Source organism: Arenicella chitinivorans (assembly GCF_014651515.1).
GTDB classification, from domain to species: domain Bacteria; phylum Pseudomonadota; class Gammaproteobacteria; order Arenicellales; family Arenicellaceae; genus Arenicella; species Arenicella chitinivorans.
On record NZ_BMXA01000003.1, the window covers coordinates 41,130 to 65,670 of the forward strand.

At 51.2% G+C, this 24,541-nt stretch carries 24 protein-coding genes; 19 read left to right on the forward strand and 5 right to left on the reverse strand.

All coding sequences use genetic code 11. The annotated features are described in order from the left end of the window. The first annotated feature begins 47 nt into the window (after positions 1-47). Genes IE055_RS10010 through IE055_RS10020 form a run of 3 tightly spaced genes read left to right on the forward strand, consistent with a single transcriptional unit; the run spans position 48 to position 7,219 of the window. Positions 48-2,807 (forward strand): PD-(D/E)XK nuclease family protein, encoded by a 2,760-nt coding sequence (locus IE055_RS10010; RefSeq protein ID WP_189400422.1) that lies wholly within the window; start codon positions 48-50, stop codon positions 2,805-2,807. After that, a complete protein-coding gene (locus IE055_RS10015) occupies positions 2,797-6,141 on the forward strand; it encodes a UvrD-helicase domain-containing protein (RefSeq protein WP_189400424.1) in 3,345 nt (1,114 codons plus the stop codon). The genes IE055_RS10010 and IE055_RS10015 overlap by 11 nt, the downstream gene beginning before the upstream one ends. A 25-nt stretch (positions 6,142-6,166) precedes the next feature. Beyond that, positions 6,167-7,219 (forward strand): aldo/keto reductase, encoded by a 1,053-nt coding sequence (locus IE055_RS10020; protein ID WP_189400427.1) that lies wholly within the window; start codon positions 6,167-6,169, stop codon positions 7,217-7,219. A gap of 1 nt (position 7,220) precedes the next feature. Here IE055_RS10020 and IE055_RS10025 read toward each other — a convergent pair whose 3' ends face one another. Together IE055_RS10025 and IE055_RS10030 are read right to left on the reverse strand one after the other, a co-directional pair. After that, positions 7,221-7,697 carry a peroxiredoxin gene (locus tag IE055_RS10025; RefSeq protein WP_189400429.1) on the reverse strand — a complete coding sequence of 159 codons (477 nt, stop codon included), beginning with the start codon at positions 7,695-7,697 and terminating at the stop codon, positions 7,221-7,223. A 171-nt stretch (positions 7,698-7,868) separates the two neighbouring features. Beyond that, a complete protein-coding gene (locus tag IE055_RS10030) occupies positions 7,869-8,168 on the reverse strand; it encodes a hypothetical protein (RefSeq protein WP_189400430.1) in 300 nt (99 codons plus the stop codon). 292 nt (positions 8,169-8,460) lie between these two features. Between IE055_RS10030 and ung the strand changes: the two genes are divergently transcribed. The 12 genes from ung to IE055_RS10090 all read left to right on the forward strand — a co-directional run bounded on the left by ung (position 8,461) and on the right by IE055_RS10090 (position 19,222). After that, complete coding sequence (ung, locus tag IE055_RS10035; RefSeq protein ID WP_189400432.1) at positions 8,461-9,144, forward strand: uracil-DNA glycosylase; 684 nt, start codon at positions 8,461-8,463, stop codon at positions 9,142-9,144. Further along, positions 9,144-10,244 (forward strand): DNA polymerase IV, encoded by a 1,101-nt coding sequence (dinB, locus tag IE055_RS10040; RefSeq protein WP_268244540.1) that lies wholly within the window; start codon positions 9,144-9,146, stop codon positions 10,242-10,244. The genes ung and dinB overlap by 1 nt, the downstream gene beginning before the upstream one ends. Before the next feature lie 110 nt (positions 10,245-10,354). Continuing rightward, positions 10,355-10,903, forward strand: coding sequence for a 1-acyl-sn-glycerol-3-phosphate acyltransferase (locus IE055_RS10045; protein ID WP_189400436.1), 549 nt, complete (start codon positions 10,355-10,357; stop codon positions 10,901-10,903). A gap of 116 nt (positions 10,904-11,019) precedes the next feature. Then, complete coding sequence (locus IE055_RS10050; RefSeq protein ID WP_189400438.1) at positions 11,020-11,925, forward strand: 5'-nucleotidase; 906 nt, start codon at positions 11,020-11,022, stop codon at positions 11,923-11,925. Between the two features lie 63 nt (positions 11,926-11,988). Continuing rightward, positions 11,989-13,314: a trypsin-like peptidase domain-containing protein gene (locus IE055_RS10055; protein WP_189400440.1), complete on the forward strand. Its 1,326-nt coding sequence runs from the start codon at positions 11,989-11,991 to the stop codon at positions 13,312-13,314. Positions 13,315-13,417: 103 nt separating this feature from the next. After that, the gene (gene rpe / locus IE055_RS10060) at positions 13,418-14,095 is read left to right on the forward strand and encodes a ribulose-phosphate 3-epimerase (RefSeq protein WP_189400442.1); all 678 of its coding nucleotides are present in this window, start codon (positions 13,418-13,420) and stop codon (positions 14,093-14,095) included. Positions 14,096-14,336: 241 nt separating this feature from the next. Next, positions 14,337-15,932, forward strand: a complete 1,596-nt coding sequence (gene trpE, locus IE055_RS10065; RefSeq protein WP_189400444.1) for an anthranilate synthase component I — start codon at positions 14,337-14,339, stop codon at positions 15,930-15,932. A gap of 9 nt (positions 15,933-15,941) precedes the next feature. Then, positions 15,942-16,505, forward strand: coding sequence for an aminodeoxychorismate/anthranilate synthase component II (locus IE055_RS10070; RefSeq protein ID WP_189400446.1), 564 nt, complete (start codon positions 15,942-15,944; stop codon positions 16,503-16,505). 32 nt (positions 16,506-16,537) lie between these two features. Continuing rightward, entirely contained in the window at positions 16,538-17,557 is a 1,020-nt protein-coding gene (gene trpD / locus IE055_RS10075; RefSeq protein ID WP_189400448.1) for an anthranilate phosphoribosyltransferase, read from the forward strand. An 11-nt stretch (positions 17,558-17,568) separates the two neighbouring features. Next, the gene (gene trpC, locus IE055_RS10080; protein ID WP_189400450.1) at positions 17,569-18,369 is read left to right on the forward strand and encodes an indole-3-glycerol phosphate synthase TrpC; all 801 of its coding nucleotides are present in this window, start codon (positions 17,569-17,571) and stop codon (positions 18,367-18,369) included. A gap of 47 nt (positions 18,370-18,416) precedes the next feature. Next, positions 18,417-18,827 carry an OsmC family protein gene (locus IE055_RS10085; protein WP_189400452.1) on the forward strand — a complete coding sequence of 137 codons (411 nt, stop codon included), beginning with the start codon at positions 18,417-18,419 and terminating at the stop codon, positions 18,825-18,827. Next, on the forward strand, positions 18,827-19,222 hold the full coding sequence (locus tag IE055_RS10090) for a VOC family protein (protein WP_189400454.1): 396 nt from the start codon (positions 18,827-18,829) through the stop codon (positions 19,220-19,222). Before IE055_RS10085 ends, IE055_RS10090 begins: the two co-directional genes overlap by 1 nt. Here the strand turns inward: IE055_RS10090 and IE055_RS10095 are convergent. Further along, entirely contained in the window at positions 19,219-19,437 is a 219-nt protein-coding gene (locus IE055_RS10095; protein WP_189400456.1) for a DUF6500 family protein, read from the reverse strand. The two genes, IE055_RS10090 and IE055_RS10095, sit on opposite strands and share 4 nt — an antisense overlap. A gap of 165 nt (positions 19,438-19,602) precedes the next feature. Between IE055_RS10095 and IE055_RS10100 the strand changes: the two genes are divergently transcribed. After that, positions 19,603-20,205, forward strand: coding sequence for a class I SAM-dependent methyltransferase (locus IE055_RS10100; RefSeq protein WP_189400458.1), 603 nt, complete (start codon positions 19,603-19,605; stop codon positions 20,203-20,205). 110 nt (positions 20,206-20,315) lie between these two features. Beyond that, positions 20,316-20,804, forward strand: a complete 489-nt coding sequence (locus IE055_RS10105) for a hypothetical protein (RefSeq protein WP_189400460.1) — start codon at positions 20,316-20,318, stop codon at positions 20,802-20,804. A gap of 28 nt (positions 20,805-20,832) precedes the next feature. Here IE055_RS10105 and IE055_RS10110 read toward each other — a convergent pair whose 3' ends face one another. Further along, positions 20,833-21,738 (reverse strand): LysR family transcriptional regulator, encoded by a 906-nt coding sequence (locus IE055_RS10110; RefSeq protein ID WP_189400462.1) that lies wholly within the window; start codon positions 21,736-21,738, stop codon positions 20,833-20,835. A gap of 102 nt (positions 21,739-21,840) precedes the next feature. Between IE055_RS10110 and IE055_RS10115 the strand changes: the two genes are divergently transcribed. Further along, complete coding sequence (locus IE055_RS10115) at positions 21,841-22,605, forward strand: SDR family oxidoreductase (RefSeq protein WP_189400464.1); 765 nt, start codon at positions 21,841-21,843, stop codon at positions 22,603-22,605. Positions 22,606-22,717: 112 nt separating this feature from the next. Then, entirely contained in the window at positions 22,718-23,752 is a 1,035-nt protein-coding gene (locus IE055_RS10120) for a DUF5924 family protein (protein WP_189400466.1), read from the forward strand. Positions 23,753-23,823: 71 nt separating this feature from the next. On the opposite strand, the gene IE055_RS10125 is transcribed toward IE055_RS10120, so the two are convergent. Then, entirely contained in the window at positions 23,824-24,204 is a 381-nt protein-coding gene (locus IE055_RS10125; protein ID WP_229794238.1) for a hypothetical protein, read from the reverse strand. Between the last annotated feature and the right edge of the window lie 337 nt (positions 24,205-24,541).

Genomic DNA, 24,541 nt, shown 5'->3' on the forward strand with positions numbered 1-24,541 from the left:
TTTGTGCTGCCGAAAATTTTCGGCAGTCTCAGTGGTAAACTGAGGCCATGAACACACCTTGGCAAAACACGCTCGATTCAGCGACTGCAGTTTTAGTTCCGACGCGTAGCTTAGCAACATCGTTGCACGAGAATCTGGCACGCCAGCGAATAGCCTTGGGGCAGCGAGTGTGGGAAGCCCCCAATATTCTGGTTTGGTCGGATTATCTCAAGCAATTGTGGCGTCTCAATCGACAATTGTTGGCCAAAAAGACAGGGGCACTCACGCTGATTTCGGCGCAACAGTCGGCGCTAATCTGGACTCAGGTGATTGAAGCTTCCCGGCGCGAAGAGCACAGTTTAACTTTGTTAAATGTGCAACAAACGGCTAAGGCAGTACAGCGTAGCTGGCGATTAATGCACGACTGGCTGATTACACCGCAGACCTTACGTCTCGATCATGTGGCGGATACCACACAGTTTCTTGCTTGGTTGGACGATTATCGACAGCGACTGAAGCAACGAGGTCTGATCGATGAACCAATGGTGCTGGCAGCGCTGCACGAAACCCAGTTCAAGCCGGTTTTTCAGCATCTTGTATGGGAGTCTTACGATCTGATCACGGATGCGCAGAAGCAGCATGTTAACCACTTGACGCAACAGGGTGTGACTGTTTCCTATTCACGGCCGCATCGAACCACGGTCGATGCTCACTACAAACGGTTTATTGATAGTCGGCATGAATTGGTATGGGCGCTGCGATTTGCGCGGGAAAAAATCGAGGCCGATGGCGATACACTAATTAGTATTGTGGTACCCGATTTGCAGCACCGGCAAGCTGAAGTCGAGGAGCTGGCAAGACGTGTGTTCTATCCGGCAATGTCGCCGCTGCAAGTACAGCAAAATCACAATGTGTATCGTTTTAGCTTAGGCCGGAGCTTACAACAATGGCCAGCGATCGATGCAGCGGTTAGTGCCATTGCATTGTTACGCAATAAAACCTCGACCACCGAACTGAGTTATCTGTTGCGTAACCAATTTTTTTCTGCCTTGCATACCTACCAGCCTCAATGCCGGGTATTTGAGGCGTGGTTGCGTCAACGCCGGGTACATGGTTTGTTGCTCGATAATCTTCCTGCCTTATTGTCGGAGTTTACGCAGGCCTACCAGCGTACCAATCGAACCGACTTAAGCTTTGATGGCCTGATTGCGTTTATTAAAAATTTAGTTGAAGCACGCCAGGCGTTACACGATCGGCTGCAGGGTGTTCGACAGGAAGAAGGTTACGCGGCACTCAAGTTCAGTGATTGGGTAACGGTGTTATCTGATTGGTTGACATTATGGGGTTGGCAAACCTGTGGTGGCAGTCAATCGATGAACAGCGTGCAGTACCAGTTGTCTCAACGCTGGCATGATCTGATGCAAGAGTTAGCAGGCTTTGCCACAGTTCAACAGACGGCAGGTTTGAATCGCGTGGTGGAGCTGTTGCAGCAGATGGTACGAAATACGATTTTCCTGCCGAAAAGTTCCGCGGCACCGATCGTGATCTCGGGTGTCTTAGAGGCCGTTGGTCGCCAGGTTGATCTATGTCTGTTGACCGGAATGCACCAGGATTACCCGCCACAACCACAGAGTGACGCTTTTGTACCGTCGCGCGTGTTGGCTGCTACGGGACACCCTGAAGGCGGAACGCGACATGGCTTTGAGCATATGTCTGAGGTGATTGACAATCTCCTGGCATGTGCGCGTCGCTACATTGTCAGTTTTGCCCAGCTTGACCGTGATGCGGATGTGCTGCGTCAATCCGCGGCTAAATTTCGCCACCAAGCGTTTGAGGACCAGACTGTGGACTTTAGGCCCACATCGTTAGACGCATGCGCCGAGTCGTCGGTACTGGAATCGCACACTGACATCCTTGGGCAGTGTTGGCCTGATGGGCAGTCGCCCAGAGGCGGTTCACGGATATTCGAGTATCAGTCTCAATGCCCGTTTCGTTCATACGCCACGCACCGTTTAGGTCTGCGTAGCGATGAAGAAGCAGAGTTCGGACTCGACAATTTGGATCGTGGCAGCGTTGTGCATTATTTAATGGAGCTCTTTTGGGCGCAGTTGAAGACCCAAAAGCGACTGACTCAATTATCGCCTACGGAGCGAGATACCCTCATCGCTGACATTGTAGCGCGTGCCATTGAAGCGCCCGAGTTGAATCTAAGTTGGGAGAAGCGCACGCTATTGAGGCATGAGGTCGCGCGCTTGCGAACGCTCTTACGTGATTGGTTAGCGCAAGAGGAAGCCAGACCGGAGCCCTTCACGGTGGTTGCCGTAGAGCAGCGTGGTCGCGCGGAGGTGGCTGGTATCGAGTTTGAGTACATTGTGGATCGCATTGATGCAACCGATGATGGACGCACTGTGATAATCGACTATAAAACTGGCATGGTGGATCGTAAGGGTTGGCAGGGCGATCGACTGCGCTCGCCTCAGATGCCACTGTACGCACTTGCCCGGGATCAACAATCGGTGACGCCGGTGGCTGGCATCGCATTTGCGCAGGTAAAGCAGGGCGATCACAAGTATGTGGAGTTCTCCGAGCATGGGATTTTTCGTGCTGCCAAAAAGGTGCAGATGGATCTCGCGGAAGAATGGCAGCGGGCCCGTGCCGACTGGCCGGTCCTTTTCAGCGATTTGGCGGCCGCGTTTTTGAGCGGGCAAGCGGTGGTTGATCCGATCGACAATAATGTCTGCAACTACTGTGATTTGCAGGCATTTTGTCGCGTATCACAATTGCGGCTGGCGTCCACACAGAGTGAGGAGCGTGGCGATGATTCATGATTTTGAAGCGCGCCAGCGCGCCCTGGACCCAACGCAGTCATTTATTGTGCAAGCACCAGCCGGGTCCGGCAAAACGGGACTGCTGGTGTATCGTTTGTTGCGCTTACTGGCGTGTGTCGAACAACCTCAGCAGGTGCTGGCGATCACCTTTACGCGCAAAGCCACGGCTGAGATGCGGGCTCGTTTGATGGAACTGTTGATGGCGGCGGATCAAGGCACAGTTGCACACAACCCGTTTGAACAGCAGGGCGTGGATCTCGCCAAAGCGGTTTTGCAACGTGATCAGGAGCGACAGTGGGGTTTGATGGATGCCCCGCATCAGGTACAGATTCAAACTATCGATTCATTCTGCGCCAAACTTACCGCAAGTATGCCTTGGCTGAGTCGGCTTGGTGACCGTCCGCGCGCCACCGATGATGCGTCGGCGCATTATGCGGCGGCGGTGGAGCAACTATTTGAAGAGTTGCTGGATTCTGAGTCGAGTATAGCGTCCAGTTTGCGAGCGGTGATGTTGGCGTTGGATTTTAACTACGATAAAGCACGGCAGTTGTTTTCGTCGATGCTGGCGCGGCGTGATCAGTGGCTGCGTCACCTAGTCTTAAATGACCTGAGCGCAATGCAGGAGGAAGTGAATCAGGCTTGGGCTGGAATCAATGCGCAAGCGGTCAAGAAGCTGCGCCAGTTGATTCCTGATGCGCTGTTGCAGGAGGTTATGACGTTGGGCATCGAAGCGGCGCAAAACCTGGCAGCCACTCCGGACAGCAGTGATGAACTGAGTGCGCTTCTGACAGTTCAACCCGAGATGCCGTATGGCACAGAAGTCTGGCAAGCGGTCTGTAATCTTTTTCTAACCAAGTCTGGTGGATGGCGTAAGGTGATTAATAAAAATCTTGGGTTTCTGCCCAAGGTGGCGAGCACCGAGCGCATGAAGCAGATTTTGAATGACCACGCGGATGACGCTCAGTTATGTCAAGCGCTGCGAACAGTTAGAGAGCTGCCCGCTACCGCCTTGAGTGATGGTGATTGGCAACAATTGCGCAACCTCGAAGCGGTGCTGACCTATCTAGCAGGTTTACTACAGCTCCGGTTCCGGGCCGCAGGGGAGTGCGATCACAGTGAGGTTACTCAGCGCGCGAATCTGGCATTGCGGGAGCTGGATAATCCAACCGATTTGGGGCTGCGCATGGATTACCATTTGCAGCATATTTTGGTTGATGAGTTTCAAGATACAGCGCACGGACAGATCGAGTTACTTAAGCGGCTGACTGACGGCTGGGAATCAGGTAAGACCTTGTTTCTGGTCGGTGACCCAATGCAGTCCATTTACCGTTTTCGCGAAGCAGATGTGAGCTTGTTTATGCAAGTTACGCGTAACCAAAGCACGGGTGTATTTCCGAATTTAACAATTGAGCCGTTGACACTGACTGAAAATTTTCGATCCTCTGCTGGGTTGGTGACTTGGTTTAATCAGACGTTCACGCAAAGTTTTCCTGCCGCAGCGAATATTATCAGTGGCGCGATACCGTATTCCAAAGCGACCAGCAGCAGTGATAATGATACGCCAGCGGTCCGGTGTTTGTTGGCCAGCGATACACACCAGCAGGCCAGTCTGGTGCAGGAGCAAGTAGGCCTTGCGTTACAATCTTCACCACCAACCGCACAAATAGCGATCTTAGTTCGTACACGAGGCCAGTTAAGTGCGATATTGCCAGCCTTACGGGATGCCGGAATTGCCTACACTGGTGTCGACATTCAGCCGTTGAAGGAACTACCTGCCGTATTGGATGTATTGGCATTGTGTAAAGCCATTTGTCGACGTGATGATCGAACCGCATGGTTGGCGCTGTTACGGGGTCCTTGGGTTGGTATGACTTTAAGCGAAATCACCATGCTAGCTGGGAATCCTGATTACCCAGTTTGGGACCAAATTAAGGACGCTGAATTGAACGTGTGTTGCGAGCACACGCAAGTGCGACTTAGTTATTTTATATCGGTCATGCGTAATGTGTTGGCGCAGCGGCAGCAGGTGTCCTTGGCGGCACTCAGCCGCTGGGCTTGGCAGCAACTTGGTGGCGAGGCAACTTTGTTCACCGCTTCTGAAAGCGACATCGATACGGTTTTTGAATTGATCGAGTCTCTGCAGCGCGGCGCTGATTTGCCTTCAATGCGTGATCTAGAGACGGCGTTGGATAAGTTGTATGCGCGTGCCCAAGCCGAAGGCAGCGATAACCCGCGTGTCGTGGTATCCACTATGCACAAAGCGAAGGGCTTACAGTATCACACAGTGATCTTGCCAGCCCTCAGCAGCACACCTAGAGCGGATGACCGTGATGTATTGATGTGGACCGAACACAGCGATGAACAGGGAAACTCGGCCCTGCTGTTGGCACCGTATAGTATGACCCAGGATTCAGGTAGCCATTACGACTACCTAAGACGCCTTGAGGCAGAGCGCAGTAAAAATGAGGCTGTACGCTTAATGTATGTGGCATGCACACGTGCTGAGCAGCACCTGATTTTGATTGCCACCGCCAAAATCAGTGAGAAAACCGGCGACATAAATCCGCCGTCGAAAAACACACTATTGGCGACCGTTTGGGATGCCCTAAACGCAGATTTTAACTTGCTTTCCCAGCCTGACACGATGGCGCATGAGACCAGTGAGTTACCCCAGTCATTACCGCGTTTAATCAAGAGCCACAAACCCCGATCCGGTGCCTCCATTGATTGGCAGGTGCCAGCACGCCTGCATGCCGATCCTGAGCCGCCGGAGGAACAAATGACCTTTGAGTGGGCTACCGAGGTTGCAACTGGCGTTGGTATCGTGCTGCATGAATGGCTGCAATACAATCAGCAAAACTTACTTGAGGCGGTGGTCGATGAGTCGCTGCGGCAACGATGGCGAGCTGAGTTGCTGGCGTTGCGAGTACCGCAGGCGCGTCTGTCCGCCGCGGTTAAACGGCTGGAGGAGGCCGTCGATCGTATTCAGCAGGATCAATCGGCACATTTTTTGTTTCAGGATTATGCCATTTCCGATAACGAATACGCGCTGTCAGCGTTCGAAGATGGTGTAGTAAATACTTATCGAATTGACCGGACTTTCGTTGATCAAAGCGGAGTCCGTTGGATAGTGGATTATAAGAGTACCGACACCAACCGGGTTGATTTAGACGCGTTTATCGATGAGCAGGTGCAATTGCGTCATCGACCTCAGTTAGAAAAATACGGTGCGCTTATGCGAGAGATTGACGCGCGCCCAATCAAACTGGCAGTATACTTTCCTCTTCTTCGGCAGCTTCGAGTCTGGGAATACGTAGACTCTGTTGACCACTAACCGCCCAATCCAGAAACCCGACACGATGAAAACCGTAAAACTTGGAACCAGTGACCTGATGGTCAGCGAAGTTTGTCTAGGCTCAATGACCTGGGGCAATCAGAATACGCAAGCCGAGGCCGCAGAACAGATCGACTATGCTTTGGATCACGGCATAAATTTTATTGATACCGCTGAGCTGTACGCGGTACCACCAAGCAAGGAAACCTCAGGCTTGACGGAAACCTACATAGGTCAATGGTTAGCTGAACATCAATCAAAACGCGGCGATATTATCCTGGCAACCAAGATCGCTGGCGGCGGTATACCCTGGATACGTGACGGTGCGGGCATTGATGGGGCCGCTATTAAGGTCGCGGTGGAAGGGTCGCTACGTCGTTTGCAAACGGACTATATTGATCTGTACCAATTGCATTGGACCAATCGCCAATCAGCGCACTTTGGCAAACACTGGCCAGGTCAGGTCGATCCTCGTAAGACCGATGTGGCGGCCGAGCGAGAGACTAAGTTGGGTATCTTGCAAGCGCTTGATGAGCTAATTAGAGAGGGCAAGATTCGGCATGTTGGTTTGTCGGACGACACACCTTGGGGTATCAGCGAATACCTGAAATTGGCCGAGCAACATAATCTGCCACGCATGGTGTCGATCCAAAATGAATTCAGTTTGCTGCATCTCAAGGACGCGCCTTACTTGATTGAAACCTGTGTATTCGAAGACGTGGCCTATTTACCGTGGTCACCACTGGCTGGCGGCGCGCTGTCGGGTAAGTATGCTAATGGTGCTAAGCCGTCCGGGTGTCGCTGGACCATGCAACAGCGTAATGGCATTTTCCGTGACACCAGTTTTTCGCATGAAGCGATCGCTGCGTATAAGGCGGTTGCCGATCGCCATGGTTTGAGCCTGACACAATTGTCATTGGCCTGGGTGTATCAATTTGCTGGCGTGAGTTCGACCATTATTGGTGCGACATCGATGGCACAATTGAAAGAAGACATTGGTGCCTATTCGCTATCATTGTCAGAAGAGGTTTTGGCGGAAGTGGACACCGTGATTAAGCGATATCCACAACCGTTTTAATCTAATCCAGTTGAGACAATAGGGTGGCGGCATCGCTCACTGAGAGTTCGCTGCCTGGCTCAACATTCAATTGCTTGACCACGCCGTCGTCGATCAACATCGAGTACCGCTGAGATCGCACACCGCCGAAGTCGCCTGTATCCAAGGTAAGGCCCAGTGCGTTGGTTAGCGCAGCATTGCCATCGGCAATCATGGTCAAATTCTCCGCATTCTGGGCGTCTTGCCAAGCCTTCATAACAAACGAGTCATTGACCGACAAACAAGCGACCTCATCGACCCCTTTAGCTTTGAGGTCGTCAAAGTGCACAACATAGCCGGGCAGGTGGGCTGCCGAACAAGTAGGCGTGAAGGCGCCGGGCAGCGCAAACAGCGCCACTTTCTTTCCCTTAAAGTAGTCTGCTGCAGAGACGTTATCCTGACCTTGCTGGTTGATGACGGTAATGGTGGCCGCGGGAATGGAATCATTAACGCTGATCATAGTGAACTCCTGGTTTGTATAAGGTTGATCAATTGAGCTGCTACGCAGCCCGCAGAATGTCTGGCCGTTAATATATCAGTTCAGAATGAATGTTGATCAAGATAAAAAGGCCCAGCAAATGCTGAGCCTTGTTGGTTTGGCACAATGTCACAGACTTGTGCCGAGGGGCGACTAATCTTCCGGGATTAACGGCTTGGCTTCGTCGGTGATCTCCTTGGTTGCGGTATCAATGTCGTCAGCCAGTGCGTCTTCCGCGGCGGCGGCATCAATATCGGTGAGTTCACCATCTACCTGATCTTGCAGATGAGAAGATGACTCTTTGGTCATCTCCTTCAGCTCCACAATCTTTTCTTCAGCTAGTTTTTCGCCCTTCTCGTGGTGGCCAGCCTGACTGTTCAAGCAAAACAAAGCGGCCGATATTACTAACAGCGCGCGCGTGAAATTAGGCAATACAGGATTTTTGGATACCATGTGTGTTCCTCATAATCTTGATTCGTTTTGGGTAAGGTTAGTGCGTGGCTGGAATTATGTAGGGTAAACAGCCGACGACACACTCAGTGTAGTCAGTGTCCGAATGGCATGGTTGGTGCCTAAAGATTCCTTAATCGCAACCGCAGCAATGTGAACGATTGGTTAGATACCTTACCCAGTCCGTAGTGTGGTGGAAAGTGCGATAGAATAAGCGGAACGAGTCCGGGGGCGAGCGCTATACTCCGTATCGGGCGTTACCTAAAGTTAATACTCTTGTAGCAAAATCAATGACATGACGGCTAGAGAAATTAAGTTAAGCGATCCTTGGTTGCACGCATTGCAGAGCGAGTTTGCCGCTCCCTACATGCAGGATCTCTCGGCGTTTTTGAGAGCAGAAAAGCAAGCTGGTAAGCAGATTTATCCCACTGGTGAAGTTATCTTCGCTGCGCTCAATGCAACCCCCTTAGAGTCGGTGCGTGTGGTGATTCTAGGGCAGGACCCGTACCACGGTCCGAACCAGGCGCATGGTCTGAGTTTCAGCGTGCCGCCCGGGATCCGAGTGCCCCCATCGTTGCAAAATATCTACAAAGAGCTGGTGTCAGATGTTGGCATTACGATGCCGTCGCATGGCAATTTAATGGCTTGGGCTGAGCAGGGCGTTTTATTGTTGAACGCAGTGTTAACGGTACAAGCTGCCAATGCGGGCAGTCATCAGGGGCGCGGTTGGGAACGTTTCACGGATCGGGTGATCCAGGTTATTAATCAACGCCAGCAGAACGTGGTGTTTATGTTGTGGGGCGCTTACGCCCAGAAGAAAGGACAGGTGATTGATCGTGATCGACACTTAGTCTTACAGGCACCACATCCGTCACCGTTATCTGCGCATCGTGGATTCATGGGTTGTCGTCATTTTTCACAAGCCAATACCTATCTTAAGCAACACGGTAAAGTCGAGATTGACTGGCAAATTCGGTAGTGACTGCGCGTAAAATTCTCCACATTGATATGGACGCTTTTTTCGCGTCAGTTGAACAACGCGACTTTCCGCATTTGCGCGGCAAGCCGGTCATTGTCGGTGGTAAGCCTGAGTCCCGAGGTGTGGTCGCTGCATGCAGCTATGAGGCACGTAAGTTTGGTGTGCATTCTGCCATGCCGTCAGCGCGTGCCCACAAGTTGTGTCGCGAAGCGGTGTTTGTGCCTGCCCGATTTGACGCGTATCGTGCGGCATCCACCGGTATCCACGCGGTCTTTAAGCGTTACACCGATATGATCGAACCTTTGTCGCTGGATGAGGCATATCTGGATGTGACCGCACAGGCTGAGGCCCTTGGGTCCGCCACCGAGGTGGCTAAGCGGATCAAGCGAGAAATTAAATTGGAGCTTGATCTAACGGCGTCGGCAGGTGTGTCGTATAACAAGTTTTTGGCTAAGATTGCCTCGGACATGGATAAGCCGGACGGCTTGTACGTGATTCGCCCTGAATTGGCACAACGGTTTATCGATCAACTCCCGATTCGTAAGTTTTTCGGTGTGGGCAAAGTTACGGAACAAAAGATGCACCGTCTTGGGATCTTTACGGGTGCCGATTTGAAGGCGCGCACTGAGTTGGAACTACAAACCGCGTTTGGCCAGTCTGGCGGTTACTATTATCGTGTGGCGCGCGGAATTGATGATCGGCCGGTGCGCGCACATCGGGTACGCAAATCGCTGGGCAAAGAAACCACCTTTAGTCGTGATGTGACCGATAAGAAATTTATCTGGCAGACACTACTCGAATTAGCAGAAAGTCTGGAAACTGCCTTAGAAAATAAGCAGATGATGGCCAGATCACTGACTCTCAAGCTGAGATATGCCGATTTTAAGTTGATCACGCGCAGCAAAACAGGTATATCGCTCTACACCAGCGCTGAAGATATCGTTGGTGATCTGCCGGAGCTGTTACGCAAAACAGAAGCGGGTGCGCGGCCGATCCGCTTGATTGGCATTACCTTGTCCAATCTATACAAGCATATAGATGAGCAGAGTAAATCCGCTGTCAGCGAAGTGCGTGATAGTCCGCAATTGGGTCTCTTTTAACGTGACGCGCGACTGCCCTGGAATCTGCCAAATCAGTAAAGCACTTACAGTCCATGTAAATTGTTCTATGATGGCACTGTGTCGCACGACGGAAAACGAAGTTGGGTAACGTGAAACGAAGAATTTGCAGCTTTATTCTGTTCAAACTGCTGGGGTGGCGTCTTGTTGGAGAGCCGCCTGCGGATAAGAAATACCTGTTCGTTGCTGTACCACATACTAGCAACTGGGACTTCGTGTACGGCTGGCTGGCGATTACTGCGCTGGACCTTAATGTGAAGATATTTGCGAAAGATGTATTCTTTGTCTGGCCGTTGAACTACGTGTGCCAGTACCTGGGGGTATTGCCAGTAAATCGGCGTAAGAGCACCAATTTTGTGGATTCAGTGGCTGAGCGGTTTGAACAAGCAGACTCGTTGCGTTTACTCATTACCCCGGAAGGCACACGCAGCTACCAAGATACCTTGAAGAGTGGCTACTACTACTTGGCCAAAAAAGCGAATATTCCGATTGTGGTCGCGGGTCCAAACTTTAAAGAGAAGACCTTTACCATTCTGCCGCCGCGACCGCCATTGCCTAACTTTCAACTCGATCAAGCTCAAGTAATCGCGTTCTGCAAGACTCAGTACGGTCGACGCCCGGATCAATCGTTCCGCGACTAATCAACAAGTCTTTATTTCTCTAAATACTTTGTTAGCTTTTTTGTCCGCCATCGGATTATTGGTACACTGCACCACTGGAATCTAAAACAGGTCATATCTATGAGGATTGGGGAACGATGAACGATGAGCAAAAGTTGGTAGTTGCCATCTCGTCGCGCGCGTTGTTTGATCTAAACGAAGGCCACAAAATCTTCGAAGAAGAAGGCGTACAGGCTTATTGTCGTTATCAAATAGAGCGCGAAAATGATTTGCTGGAGCCCGGCGTGGCTTTTCCGCTGGTCAAAAAATTACTCAGGCTGAACGAGCTCGGCGAGCCACGAGAACGGGTTGAAGTGATATTGCTTTCACGCAACTCAGCGGACACCGGCTTGCGTATATTTAATTCCATTCAAGAACATAACCTACCCATCACGAGAGCCGCGTTCACGAATGGTAGCAGCCCATTTAAATACGTAGAGCCGTTTGGCGCGGATGTGTTTCTTTCCAGCGATCCAAATGACGTTGCCAGTACGCTGGAAGCTGGATTCGCCGCTGCCACGATGTTGCCCTCCAATACTCGTAAACCTGGTTCCGACAATGACACACTGAATATTGCTTTTGATGGCGACGCGGTTGTGTTTTCCGATGAAGCAGAACAGATTTACAAACAGAAAGGTTTGGTCGAATTTTCCCGCCACGAAGTACAATCAGCTAAGCGGCCGTTGCCGGGTGGGCCATTTCGAAATATGTTGGCGGCGCTGCATAGTATTCAATCAGAATTTTCGGTCGACGAATCCCCTTTACGCACGGCGCTCATCACGGCGCGCTCAGCACCGGCGCATGAGCGTGTGATTCGCACCTTGCGTGCTTGGAATATTCGTATTGATGAAGCGGTATTTCTGGGTGGATTGCCGAAAGGTGATTTTCTGCGTACGTTTGGCGCAGATATATTTTTTGATGACCAGGAAGGCCATTGTGATTCGGCGCGGCAACATGTGCCGACGGGTCACGTGCCCAATGGCATCGCCAATACCAAACGTTAGTTTAACCGTGATGAATCGTATGCCGAAGAGCGTGCATTTGTCGCCAAAGTTTAGAGAGACTTTATGAAATCACTGTTTGCTCTATTGATGGGTATGCTGGTTTCACTCACCGTCAATGCGGCTTTGCCGCTGGCCGTTGAGGGGCAGCCACTTCCCTCCTTGGCTCCGATGATTGAGCGAGTCCAGTCATCGCTGGTGCGAATTGTCGTCCCAGTGCGTGCGCAAGCTCGTCGTGACCCGTTTGATGACCCATTCTTTCGTCGGTTTATGGATCAGCGCCGTAAAAAGACGCGCGATGTGGTACATATTGGCGCTGTGGTGGATGCCGAACAGGGATTCATCTTAACCAACGAACACTCAGTGCGAGGCATTAACAAAGCAGCGGTTATCTTAAATGATGGTCGCCGTGTTGATGCAGTGGTGGTAGGCAGTGATCTAGCCTCGGATGTGGCATTGCTAAAAATAGACGCTGCGGACTTGACGGCGATTGATCTGGGTGACTCAAGTGCCATGCGAATTGGTGATTTCGTGGTGTCAATCGGTGACCCGTTGGGACAACAGAATACCGTTGTCACGGGTGTTATCAGTGCGTTGGCGGTACCGAACAGTTTGCAGACACACCAGCAGTTTATTCAAAGCGACGCAGCGATCGGTTCCGGTGTGCTGGTTGATCTGAATGGGCGACTCGTTGGGTTGAATACCGCCAAATCCGCGCAAACTGCCAGCAGCTCGCGGATTGGTTTCTCTACGCCGGTTAACCTAGCTCTTCGAGTCAAAGAACAGTTGGTTAAATACGGTACGCCTCAACGCGGTTTTCTCGCCGTTCAAGTACAGGATATGACACCCGATCTGGCGCGCGCATTCGATATTCGTCAGCCCGGTGGCGCCGTGATTACGGACGTGGTGCCCGGGTCTTCAGCTGCTGAGGCAGGGTTGGTGATCGGCGATGTGATTTTGAGCGCCGGAGCGCAATCAATATATCGAGGCAATGATTTACGTGCAGTGGTTGCGCAGCAGTTTGCAGGAGATGCGCTCGAGCTTGGCGTCGCGCGGCAGGGCGAACGTTTGAGCCTCGTGCCAGTGCTGGAGTCGTCCACCCGAGCATCCAAGATTGGGACCATGATCCACCATCAACTTGAAGGTGCCACCTTGGATAATATGGGAGCTCGTCAGGTTAGTACTGGTTCAGGTGAAGGTGTGCTGGTGCGTGAGGTGCGTAAGGGCAGTGTGGCCTGGGAGCACGGCGTGCGACCCAATGACATTATTGTGTCGGCGAATCGAAAAGCGGTGCGAGACCTTGATTCCTTCCGTAAGGCGATTGAAGGGCGTGAAGTACTGATGCTGAACATTTTGCGCGGTAATGGCGCATTGTTTTTGCTGCTGCAATAGTGTGCTGTGAGTTGCTAAAGCCGGCATTGCGCTACCCATCACGGCGAGCGCTCGCTATAATTGCTTGCCTTGATGCCACCACAGACCTTGAAACGAGCTGAGCATGACCGACTACCTTATTGCCCCATCGATTTTATCCGCTGACTTTGCGCGTTTGGGGGAAGAAGTGGACAATGTATTGTCCGCAGGTGCTGACTGGGTTCATTTTGACGTGATGGATAATCACTACGTGCCTAATCTGACAATTGGTCCCATGGTGTGTCAAGCCTTGCGTAATCATGGTGTGACTGCGCCAATTGATGTGCATCTTATGGTCGAGCCAGTCGATGAGCTGGTTCCGCAATTCGCGAACGCGGGTGCAACGATGATTTCCTTCCATCCGGAAGCCAGTCGGCATGTGGATCGTACGCTGCAACTGATTAAAAACGAAGGGTGTCAGGCGGGTCTGGTGTTAAATCCAGCTACGCCATTATCGGTTCTGGACTGGGTGATCGATAAAGTGGATATGGTGCTGCTAATGTCCGTAAACCCGGGTTTTGGAGGGCAGTCTTTCATTGAGCATGTGAAACAAAAAATTTCTGATACACGTGCGGTTATCGATGCCAGTGGTCGAGCAATTCGTTTGGAAGTTGACGGTGGTGTCAAAGCCAACAATATTGGCGAGTTGGCAGCGCTGGGTGCGGACACTTTTGTGGCTGGCTCGGCGATCTTTAATGCCGATGACTATGCTCAGGTGATTCGCGATATGCGCGCCAATATTGCGGCCGCCACCAATTCCTAGCACAGAAACACTTGACCTGAACCTGGAGACGGGCAATCATTGGTGCACGAAGAAAATTCGTTGCTCACTAACTATGCAATATCCTCAAGCAAACATTATTGATCTCTGCCGACCGCGATGGTCTTGGCGACGCTGGCGAGCCTAGAAATACTCCTGCGTGGCACGGTGTGCGCGCGCACAATGCATCAATTGTTTGTACTGCAGTCTTCAATCTGCACTCATTTATTAAACGTTTATTGCTATGTCGATATCCACGAGTCTATCCAGATCCTCTGAACACAAGACCGGCCCCGCCGAGTTTGGCGAGGAGCCTGTATTTGCATTACCGCACTCTGATGCTGAGTACCAGCAGCTCGCTGAACAACTCCGCGCCAAGGGTTACACACACCTACCATTGTATCGAGAAACGCTGGCCGATTTGGATACGCCCGTCAGTACATACTTAAAACTAGCGGCCCAACCGTATACCTATTTGTTTGAATCTGTCCAAGGCGGCGATAAGTGGGGTCGGTATTCCATTATTGGCCTGCCTTGTGAGCGAGTATATCGCGTCGAACAGAATACGTTGTCCTGTGAGTTTGCCGGCCACGAAGTTGAGCGCCGCGAGGTAGATGATCCCTTGGACACCGTACGCGATTTACAGGCAGCTTATCGCGTGGCAAGAGTCGATGGCGCGCCTGATATGCTGGGCGGTCTAGTCGGATACTTCGGCTACGACATCGTTGGTCATATCGAGCCGCGCCTTAAGCAGTCCGCCAACCAAGATACCTTGGGAACGCCCGATATTATGTTGATGGTGTCACGTGATGTGTTGGTGTTCGACAATCTTTCTGGCCGAATTTTTATGGTCACGCTGGCAGACCTGTCGCAGCCGGATGCCTATCAGCAAGCGCAAACGCATCTGGATCGTTGTGTGGCCAACTTGGCGTCGAGTTTTGCCGCACCACGTGCCGAGCATTTGGCACCACCGGTGCAGGAAGAGCACTATGATGTGCACTTTGCGCAGTCGGACTTTGAGGCAGCGGTGGAGCGATGTCGTGGCTATATTCGCGACGGCGACATTATGCAGGTGGTGCTATCGCAGCGATTGTCGGTGCCGTATGCGGGGCGTTCATTTGATGTGTATCGCGCACTGCGCACGATTAACCCGTCACCATACATGTACTTTATGGACATGGGCGGATTTGAAATTGTTGGGTCATCGCCGGAAATTCTGGTGCGTCTAGCGAACGACACCGTCACAGTACGCCCGATTGCTGGAACACGTCGCCGTGGGGCCACAAAGGAACTGGATCAGCAGCTTGAAGCAGACCTCCTTAGTGATGAAAAAGAATTGGCCGAACACTTGATGCTAATCGATCTGGGGCGGAATGATGTGGGACGTATTGCCCAAACTGGGTCGGTGCAGCTCACTGAAAAGATGTTGGTTGAGCACTACTCACACGTAATGCATATCGTGTCTAACGTCGATGGCAAACTCAAGCCAGGCTATGATGCCATTGATGTTCTCAAGGCGACATTCCCGGCCGGCACGGTCAGTGGAGCACCTAAGATTCGTGCCATGGAAATCATTCATGAACTGGAACCAATCAAACGTGGTATTTATTCCGGGGCAGTCGGCTACCTCGGTTGGCACGGCAATATGGACACCGCTATTGCGATCCGCACGGCAGTGATAAAAGACGGTGTACTGACCATTCAAGCTGGGGCGGGCATTGTGGCGGATTCAGTGCCGCGCAATGAATGGGAAGAAACATTGAACAAGGCTCGAGCCATGGTGACCGCCGTCAAAATGGCCAATACCGGCTTAGGCTTTAATAACACCAGTAATTCCTAGGAGGGCGAAATGTTAGTGATGATCGATAACTATGACTCGTTCACTTACAACCTAGTGCAATATCTGGGTGAATTGGGTGAGGAAGTAAAAACGTTCCGCAACGATGAAATCACTGTCGGTGAAATCGAAGCACTGAATCCGGATCGAATTATGATTTCTCCGGGACCTTGCACACCGGATCAGGCAGGCATTTCATTGGCGGCAATCGCACATTTCGCCGGTAAGCTGCCGTTATTCGGTGTGTGCCTGGGGCATCAAAGTATCGGCCAGGCCTTCGGCGGCAAGGTTATCCATGCAAAAAGTATCATGCACGGCAAGACCTCTGAAATTGAACACACCAATGTCGGTGTGTTTCGCGACCTGCCGAAGCCGTATACCGTGACTCGATATCACTCCTTGGTGGTGGCGCGTGACTCGTTGCCAGATTGTTTGGAAATCACCGCTTGGACAGCAGACGGCGAGATCATGGGCTTGCGACACAAAGAATTGTCGGTGGAAGGTGTTCAGTTTCATCCTGAGTCCATCCTGACCGAACATGGGCATGCGTTGCTGAAAAATTTTCTTACGCAATAACCATTGCGCCAACCAACTGGAAACAACGACTTATGAATATTCAACAAGCGATTCAACGGGTTGTCGAAGGCCACGCATTGACCCGCGCAGAGATGCAGGACGTCATGCGGCAAATTATGACCGGCGCGTGTACTGACGCCCAGATCGGCGGTTTGTTGATTGGCCTGAGAATGAAAGGCGAGACCGTGGACGAAATCACCGCTGCGGCCGAGGTAATGGGGTCGCTGGCAAGCCACGTGCACGTGGATGCCCCTAACCTGATCGATATTGTTGGAACCGGTGGTGACGGTACCAGTACGTTCAACGTTTCGACTGCGGCTTCGTTCGTGGCCGCAGGAGCAGGCGCCAGCGTAGCGAAACATGGGAACCGATCGGTGTCGAGTAAGTCGGGTAGTGCCGACTTGTTAGAACAAGCCGGCGCGAATTTGAATCTCCAGGCGGAACAGGTTGCTCGGGTGGTCGAGAGAGCCGGTGTTGGTTTTATGTTTGCGCCGATGCATCACAGTGCCATGAAGTATGCCATTGGCCCACGCAAAGAAATGGCGGTCCGTACCATCTTCAATGTGCTTGGGCCGTTAACCAATCCCGCTGGTGTTAAGCACCAGGTAGTCGGAGTGTTTACTGCGTCGTTGACTGACACCATCGCTCAGGTTTTACAGCATCTTGGGAGTGAACACGCGCTGGTAGTGCATTCTGATGACGGAATGGATGAAATCAGCATTTGTGCGCCAACCCGGGTTACCGAACTAAATGCAGGTAAATTGAGCACATACACCGTGCAGCCCGCTGACTTTGGTTTAAACGCAGCGCCGGTTGAGACCATTGTGGTGGGGAATCCAGCCGAATCGCTGGCGCTGATCGACGCGGTACTGGATGGTGAAAAGTCACCAGCGCGCGATATTGTCGTCCTGAACGCAGGCGCAGGAATCTATGTTTCTGGCTTGGCTGACACACTCAAATCTGGCGTTGAAATGGCACAGGTTGCGATTGATGATGGCCGCGCGAAAGCGGCTAAACAGGCTTACGTTTCAGCTACTAACGAGGTTGCCTAATGCACGCAGTAATGAAAACAGGTTCTGATGTGCTGGATAAAATCATGCAGCATAAGCAACTCGAAGTTGAGGCTGCCAAACGCCAAGTTAGTTTCGCCGACGTAAAATCCATGGCCGACGATAGTGCGCCGTGTCGAGGCTTTGTCGCAGCGCTCGCTGAATCCTTAGCCGCTCAACGAGCCGCGGTGATTGCAGAAGTCAAAAAAGCCAGTCCGAGCAAAGGTCTGATTAGACCGAACTTTAAACCAGCGGCCATTGCCGAAAGTTATCAAAAGCACGGCGCCAGCTGTTTATCGGTATTGACGGACGAACACTTTTTTCAAGGCAGCGCGACGTACTTTGCCGAGGCGCGTGAAGCCAGCACACTACCCATGCTGCGCAAAGATTTCATGCTGGATGACTACCAAGTATTTGAAGCGCGTGCGATGGGCGCAGACTGCATTCTATTGATTGTGGCCGCGTTGGAAGACGGTTTGATGCAGGACCTGGCCGGTCGATCACACGAGCTCGGTATGGATGTGCTGGTTGAAGTCCACGACCAGGCAGAGTTGGAGCGCGGACTGGCACTGAAAATGCCGATGATTGGGATCAACAACCGTAATCTGCGTAATTTTGAGACCTCACTGGATACCACGGTTTCACTCCTAGAACACATCCCGAGTGACACCATTGTGGTCACTGAAAGTGGGATTCATACACTGGATGATGTGGCGTTGATGCGTGAGCACCGGGTCAACAGTTTTCTGGTTGGCGAAGCCTTTATGCGAGCGGACGAGCCCGGAGAACGCCTGGCAGAGTTGTTCTTTTCGTAATCGCCCCAATTGTTAGGGTCAAATTAAATTTATTCTCAGGTAGCACCATGAAAGCCACGGTTGAGTTGCAGCAAAACGTTAATTTTAAAGCCACCTCAGGCACCGGTCACAGTGTCATGATGGATGGCCCGCCAGATTTCGGTGGTGAAAACTTAGGTGCACGCCCAATGGAGTTCCTGTTAATGGGCATGGGTGGCTGCGCCTCATTCGATGTGGTGCACATTCTGCGTAAACGTCGTTTGCAGGTCGATTCCTGTGTCGCCGACGTCGAGGCCGAGCGCGCAGATACGGATCCCAAGGTTTTTACCAAAATCCATCTGCACTTTAAAGTTTCAGGCCCAGACCTGACTGAAAAAGCGGTCGCGAAAGCCGTCGAGCTATCGGCCGAAAAATACTGTTCCGCGTCGATTATGTTGGGCAAAACCGCGGATGTAACCCATTCATACGAGATACTCTGATGCCATTAACCAGACCAACGCACGCCGGATTGCGCCATGTGGCGCTCAACGTTAAGGACCTGCCGCTGGTCGAAAAATTTTACGTGGACTTACTCGGCTTTGCGGTCGAGTGGCGGCCTGATCCAGACAACGTTTACTTATGCAGCGGCGTGGACAATTTGGCCTTGCACGTGGTCGAAGACACCGGTGACAAAGCACAGGTGCTCGACCATATCGGCATCATCGTCGACAAGATGGGCGAGGTTGATGCGTGGCACGCATTTCTGGTTGAGAACCAAGTTAAAATGGCTTCACAACCCAAAACACATCGTGACGGTGCGCGTAGTTTTTATTGCTATGACCCAGAAGGCACCGTGGTGCAGGTCATCTTCCATCCGCCCATCTCAAAAGGCTAGTCGCCGCGCACTACCATCTCACGTATGCGCACCGCCTTCTCAAAATGATCGAGGTGGTGTGTTTGAATCCACCACGTGGCTGCTTCCATAAGCAGTTCTGGGTCGTCATTTTTGTTGGCAAAAAACGCATAGAACGACACACCAACAGATTCCCCCTTGCGGGCGATTTTGGTGTCGCAGACGTCAATAATTTTGCGGCGGAGTGATTCTCGCATGGGCGCAATTTCTGTTCGTAGCGGGGCGCCGAATTGTAACTTTATGTCGTCGCTTGGTCCGGCTTTTTTGCGGTATCCATTGTCGACTGTTAGCCTATTTCAACTGCCATAGTATATTAACCGAAGTGGTAGTCGCATAACTCATGCTGAGGGTGATACGTATCTATGGATCCATTTGAAACCGGCAGTAAATACGACAAGATAGCGACGTGGTGGCAACGTCACCACACGGCGTCCTCGTACGGCGTGTCGCAGTTACAGCGCATGTTGTGCTTTGCGTCGGACGGTGGTCGTGCTTTGGATGTCGGTTGCGGTGCTGGTGGCCGGCTGGTCGAGGTGATGTCCCGTGCTAACTTTTCGGTAACCGGGGTCGATGCGTCGGAAAAGATGGTTCAACTGGCCCGCGCTGCTCATCCTGAACATCAGTTTATTCATGATGACTTCAGTCGCTGGCAATCGGATGAAAAATTTGATGTCATTTTTGCGTGGGACAGCTTGTTTCATCTGCCGTATTCACAGCAAAAGTCGGTGGTCAGCAAACTGTGCGACCTGTTGTCACCACAGGGTGTTTTATTGTATACCTTTGGGAATGCTTTGGGTGAGCACACTGATCTGTGGCATAACGATACCTTCTACTACAGCTCGCTGGGCATCAACAATAACTTGGAACTATTGATTGCCAACGGCTTATCAATAAGGCACCTCGAACTGGATCAGTACCCCGAAAAGCATGTCTATGTTATAGCCAGCAAAAGTGCGTTAGACTGAATTGACTGGTTCTGAGCCAATCATGCCGGAATAGATACAGATGATCACGGCCCCCTCTGCGCATCATCGAATCGATTAGCCGGGGCTTTAACTGATTAAAAAGGACGAAGATGACAACGACACATTTGGTGATACTACTGGTTCGTTTTTTAGCCGTATGTTTAGGCATTTATGCGATTGGGCATGTGGTTTACAGCGGGTTGCTGTTCATAGAGCCGGATGGCCCGTCGATTGCCGCGATCGCGATGCCAGCTTCGCTGATACTCGTTAGCGTGTTAATTTGGTTTATGCCGTACTCGACAGCGCGTGTGCTGAGTGGTTTTAAAGGTGATGTTGATGCCGAGTCTAAATCAATGTCAGCGGATGAGTTTGCTGCGATTACATTTTTGGTATTGGCGTTGTACCTAGCCTATAAAATCATCTCTGACACTGCTTTTTGGCTTTACTATTATTTGAATTATCAAGCGCACGGATTAAACGAGCTTGGTCTCGATGCTTCTGCGTCGATGTTCTCCACGTTGCTTGAACTCATCTTCTTAGTGATGATGGTATTAGGACGTAAAAAAATATTCTACTATTTTCGTAAACTGCGAACTTAAAGGGATCGTTCCGTGTTCTGTTCAAAGACTAGGCCCTAAAGTTCGTTTTTATCTTCTCAGCAAAGAAATCGATCGCAACTCGGGTGCGACGTGGCAGGTATTGTCGGTTCTGGTAGATCAACCATGCTGCGGTGTCAAAATTTGTGGCGGTAACCGGCGTTGTGGGAAACAGATTAACCAGTTTCTCGCATCGAATAAGATCATCCGCGAGCCAGTGGGGCAATATGCCCACACCAAGATCATTGAGTAAAGCTTGTTGAATCGCCAGCGCGCTGGCGATGGTGAGGGTAGGCTTGATTTTTACTTCCCGAGTGCCGCGCCGTAGTTTAAATTTCCAGGCACGTTTGTAAGCAGGTAGATCGAAAGTCACCACACGATGGTGTGCCAGGTCTTCCGGCGCTTCAAGCTGTGGCGCACTCGATAGGTAAGAACTCGATGCGCAGAGTCGATATTGAGTGGATAACAGCTTGCTGCGGACGACATTGTTTTCAATGGCTGGTGATAAGCGGATCGCAAAGTCTATTTTGTCCGTAACCAAGTCCAGGTTTTGATCGGTAAGTTTCAGGTCAAGATGAATCTTTGGATACGCGCTTAAAAACTCATTCACAAAAGGCATGACACAAGTTTGTCCGAACGCCACCGAGGTGCTGATGCACACACGTCCCTGCATGTGCGCGATATCGTCGACTGAGGATTCTTTTAACTGGGCCACAGCGTCGAGGATGGGCTGAGCGCGTTGGGCCGTCAGGGTGCCAGCTTCCGTAATAGCAAGATGCCGTGTGGTTCGCTGGAAAAGCGTGCAGTTTAACTCCGCTTCCAGTTGTTGAATTGCACGCGAGACCGCAGAAGGGTCTAGGTCCAATACTCTGGCTGCTTTCGCAAAGCTTTGTGTGTTGACAACTTCGATAAATATTTCCAGTAGCTTGGTGTTCATTCATGCATTATATGCAATTAATTGATGTGATTATGATGCTTTAAGTGCAATAAAATATTTCTATACTGGCGGCTCAAGTTGAGTGATTAAATAGGTTGAGCGATGAATTTTTTAAACAGTAAGACAGCAGTGATTACCGGTGCAAGTCGAGGTATTGGTCGTGCCACTGCGCTTTTCTTAGCTGAGAAAGGTATGAATATTGTGGCAATGGCGCGCCATGAAGCAGCGTTACGTCACTTGAGTTCAGAGCTGGCTTCGATCGGTGTGGCGTCGATCTGTCACGCAGGCGATGTGGCGGAATTTCAAGACGTTGAGCGGATTGTGAGTGCCGCAGTCGACCAGTTTGGCGGAGTAGATTTACTGGTTAACAACGCAGGTCTTATCGATCCGATTGCGCGCCTGGCAGAGAGTGATGTCGCTGCTTGGGACTACGCCATGGATGTGAATGTTAAGGGTGTGTACCATGGCTTGCGTGCGGTGATTCCAGTTATGCAAGAGCGCGGCGGCACCATTATTAATATCAGCTCGGGCGCAGCAACCAGCACGCTTGAAGGTTGGAGCGCTTACTGCGCGTCAAAGGCAGCGGTGTTGTCGTTGACCAAAAGCGCACATCAAGAGTACCACCACCTTGGAATTAATACCGTGGGCCTGAGCCCGGGCACGGTCGCTACGGACATGCAGTCTACGATAAAAGACAGCGGAATTAATCCGGTGAGTCAACTAGACTGGTCTAGCCATATACCCGCAGAATGGGTCGCACGAGCCGTCGCGTATATTGCCGCGGAAGGCGGTGAAGGTTTCTCGGGTTCGGACTTCTCTCTGAAGACCAATGAAGGACGAGCTTTAGTAGGGTTGCCGCGGATCTAGGGTCTGTGTGTAATTGTTAAATTGTGGTGAGAACCAAGCGCGCTTCTTGGACCCAGGCTGTTGGCAATTTATAATTGACGGCTATGCCTACCATGTCGCGATTTGAAACCACATGAGCTCCCGTCAGACTCCTCGATATCAAACGCTGTTGCGTGGATTTGAGCGACTATTTTCGCGTTATTTTTGGTTAATCCCGGTCTTCAGTTTTTGTTTTGGTTGGGCGAGTTTCGTTCTGGTTCAACGTGGCGAAAGTCTAGCTCAAATAATTGCATTGATGGCTTTTGGCGGTTGGGTTTGGTTGTTTATTCAGCCGTTGGTGGCGAGACGTGTGTTTGGCGACAAACACCAGGCCTTAAGCAGTAATGTTTCAAATTTTTTGAGTCAGTCGATTCAACAGGAAATTTTCTTCTTTGCCTTACCTTTTTTATTTGCCGCGTTACAGTGGCAGTCGGCAGGACAAATCGTGTTTACTGGTTTTATTGTTGCTGCGGCCCTGTTGAGCACGATTGATCCGTGGTACGACCGATATATCTCACGGCATCGTTTGATCAGTTTTGCATTTCACGCGTTGAGCAGTTTTGTAGCCGCGTTGGTGATTTTGCCGATCGCACTTAAATTGCCAACGGAAAAAACGCTGATTGTTGCGCTTGGTATGTTGGTTTTCTGGATGGTCTTTGCGACGCCCAAGTTAGTCAAGTTAACACCGCATGGCAGGCCACGCGCTTTGGTTGTACTAGCGGTGTGCGCGGTCCCAGCCTTAGTATGGTTTGGTCGTTCTGGGATTCCCGCAGCAGGATTGGAGGTAACCAGAGCCGTTATTGCGATCGATGTTCAAAACCATGAGCCGGTCGACCTGATCGAACAACTCAGTGTGGATCAACTGAAACAGGGTGTGTATGCGCATGTCGCGATCAAGGCGCCGAATGGGTTAACTCAAGACATTCTATTTGAGTGGCGCCATCAGGCCTACACCGAGTCGATCGGGGCGGATATTACGGGTGGTCGAGAGGAGGGTTATCGAACGTACTCTATGAAGAGCAACTTTCCTGAGTCGGCAGTCGGTGCGTGGTTCGTTGATGTGCGTACGGCACAGGGTCAGCTGCTGCGACGAATTCCGTTTCAGGTTTCGCCTGCGGTTGTACCGTAACACACAGAGTGAACGTTTGTTGATGAGCGTCTATCAGGTTCGCCAACTTAGACGCTCAGTAATACTTGGGCTTATTTTGGATCAGTAGGCCCGTCGATACCTTGTTCAGCATTACCTGACGACTTCAATTTCGAAGACGGCGCAGAATAGGCTGTGAACGCGAATGCAGAATCGACACCACTTCCTTGGGTGTTTTGAATTGTGACGGTAAATGAATTGGCGCTTAACACTCCGTAACCAACTATTTTTGGCGTGCCGGGGCTAGCGGTATAGGGAGAGACAATGATGATCGGGTTCTGAGGGTTAATCGTACCTGTGCAGTTGATGGTGTAAGATCCGTCCGCAGTATGTGTCACCGAGGAGATTCCGTAACCTGAGCGGATGGTTCCGTCAAAGTTTATCGAGCCGACGGCAACCGGTATTCGAGCCTGATTTACCGAGTCGCCCGCCATCGGCACTACAACGACCTTATTTTGTGCGTGTGAGGAAGCGTTAACGAGAAATGCTAAGCTGAGCACTAGCAGCCATGCAGCCTGGCGTAATACTTGGATGATGCCATGTGATTGTTTTCCAATGTTATTATGATTTGGCAGTTAATCTTCGTTGTCGCAACTGGGTTTGTATATAGTCAATAATTGTAACAAGCCACGCGTATCATTCTTAAATGTCATGCTATTCGTGACACATTGGTTGGTCCGTGAGTAAGGCTGCAAAAACATTATTTGGTGAGTCGTTCCGGAGTCAATTCAGCCTGCTGAGGTCATGACTAACACTCAATGCTGTCAGCGT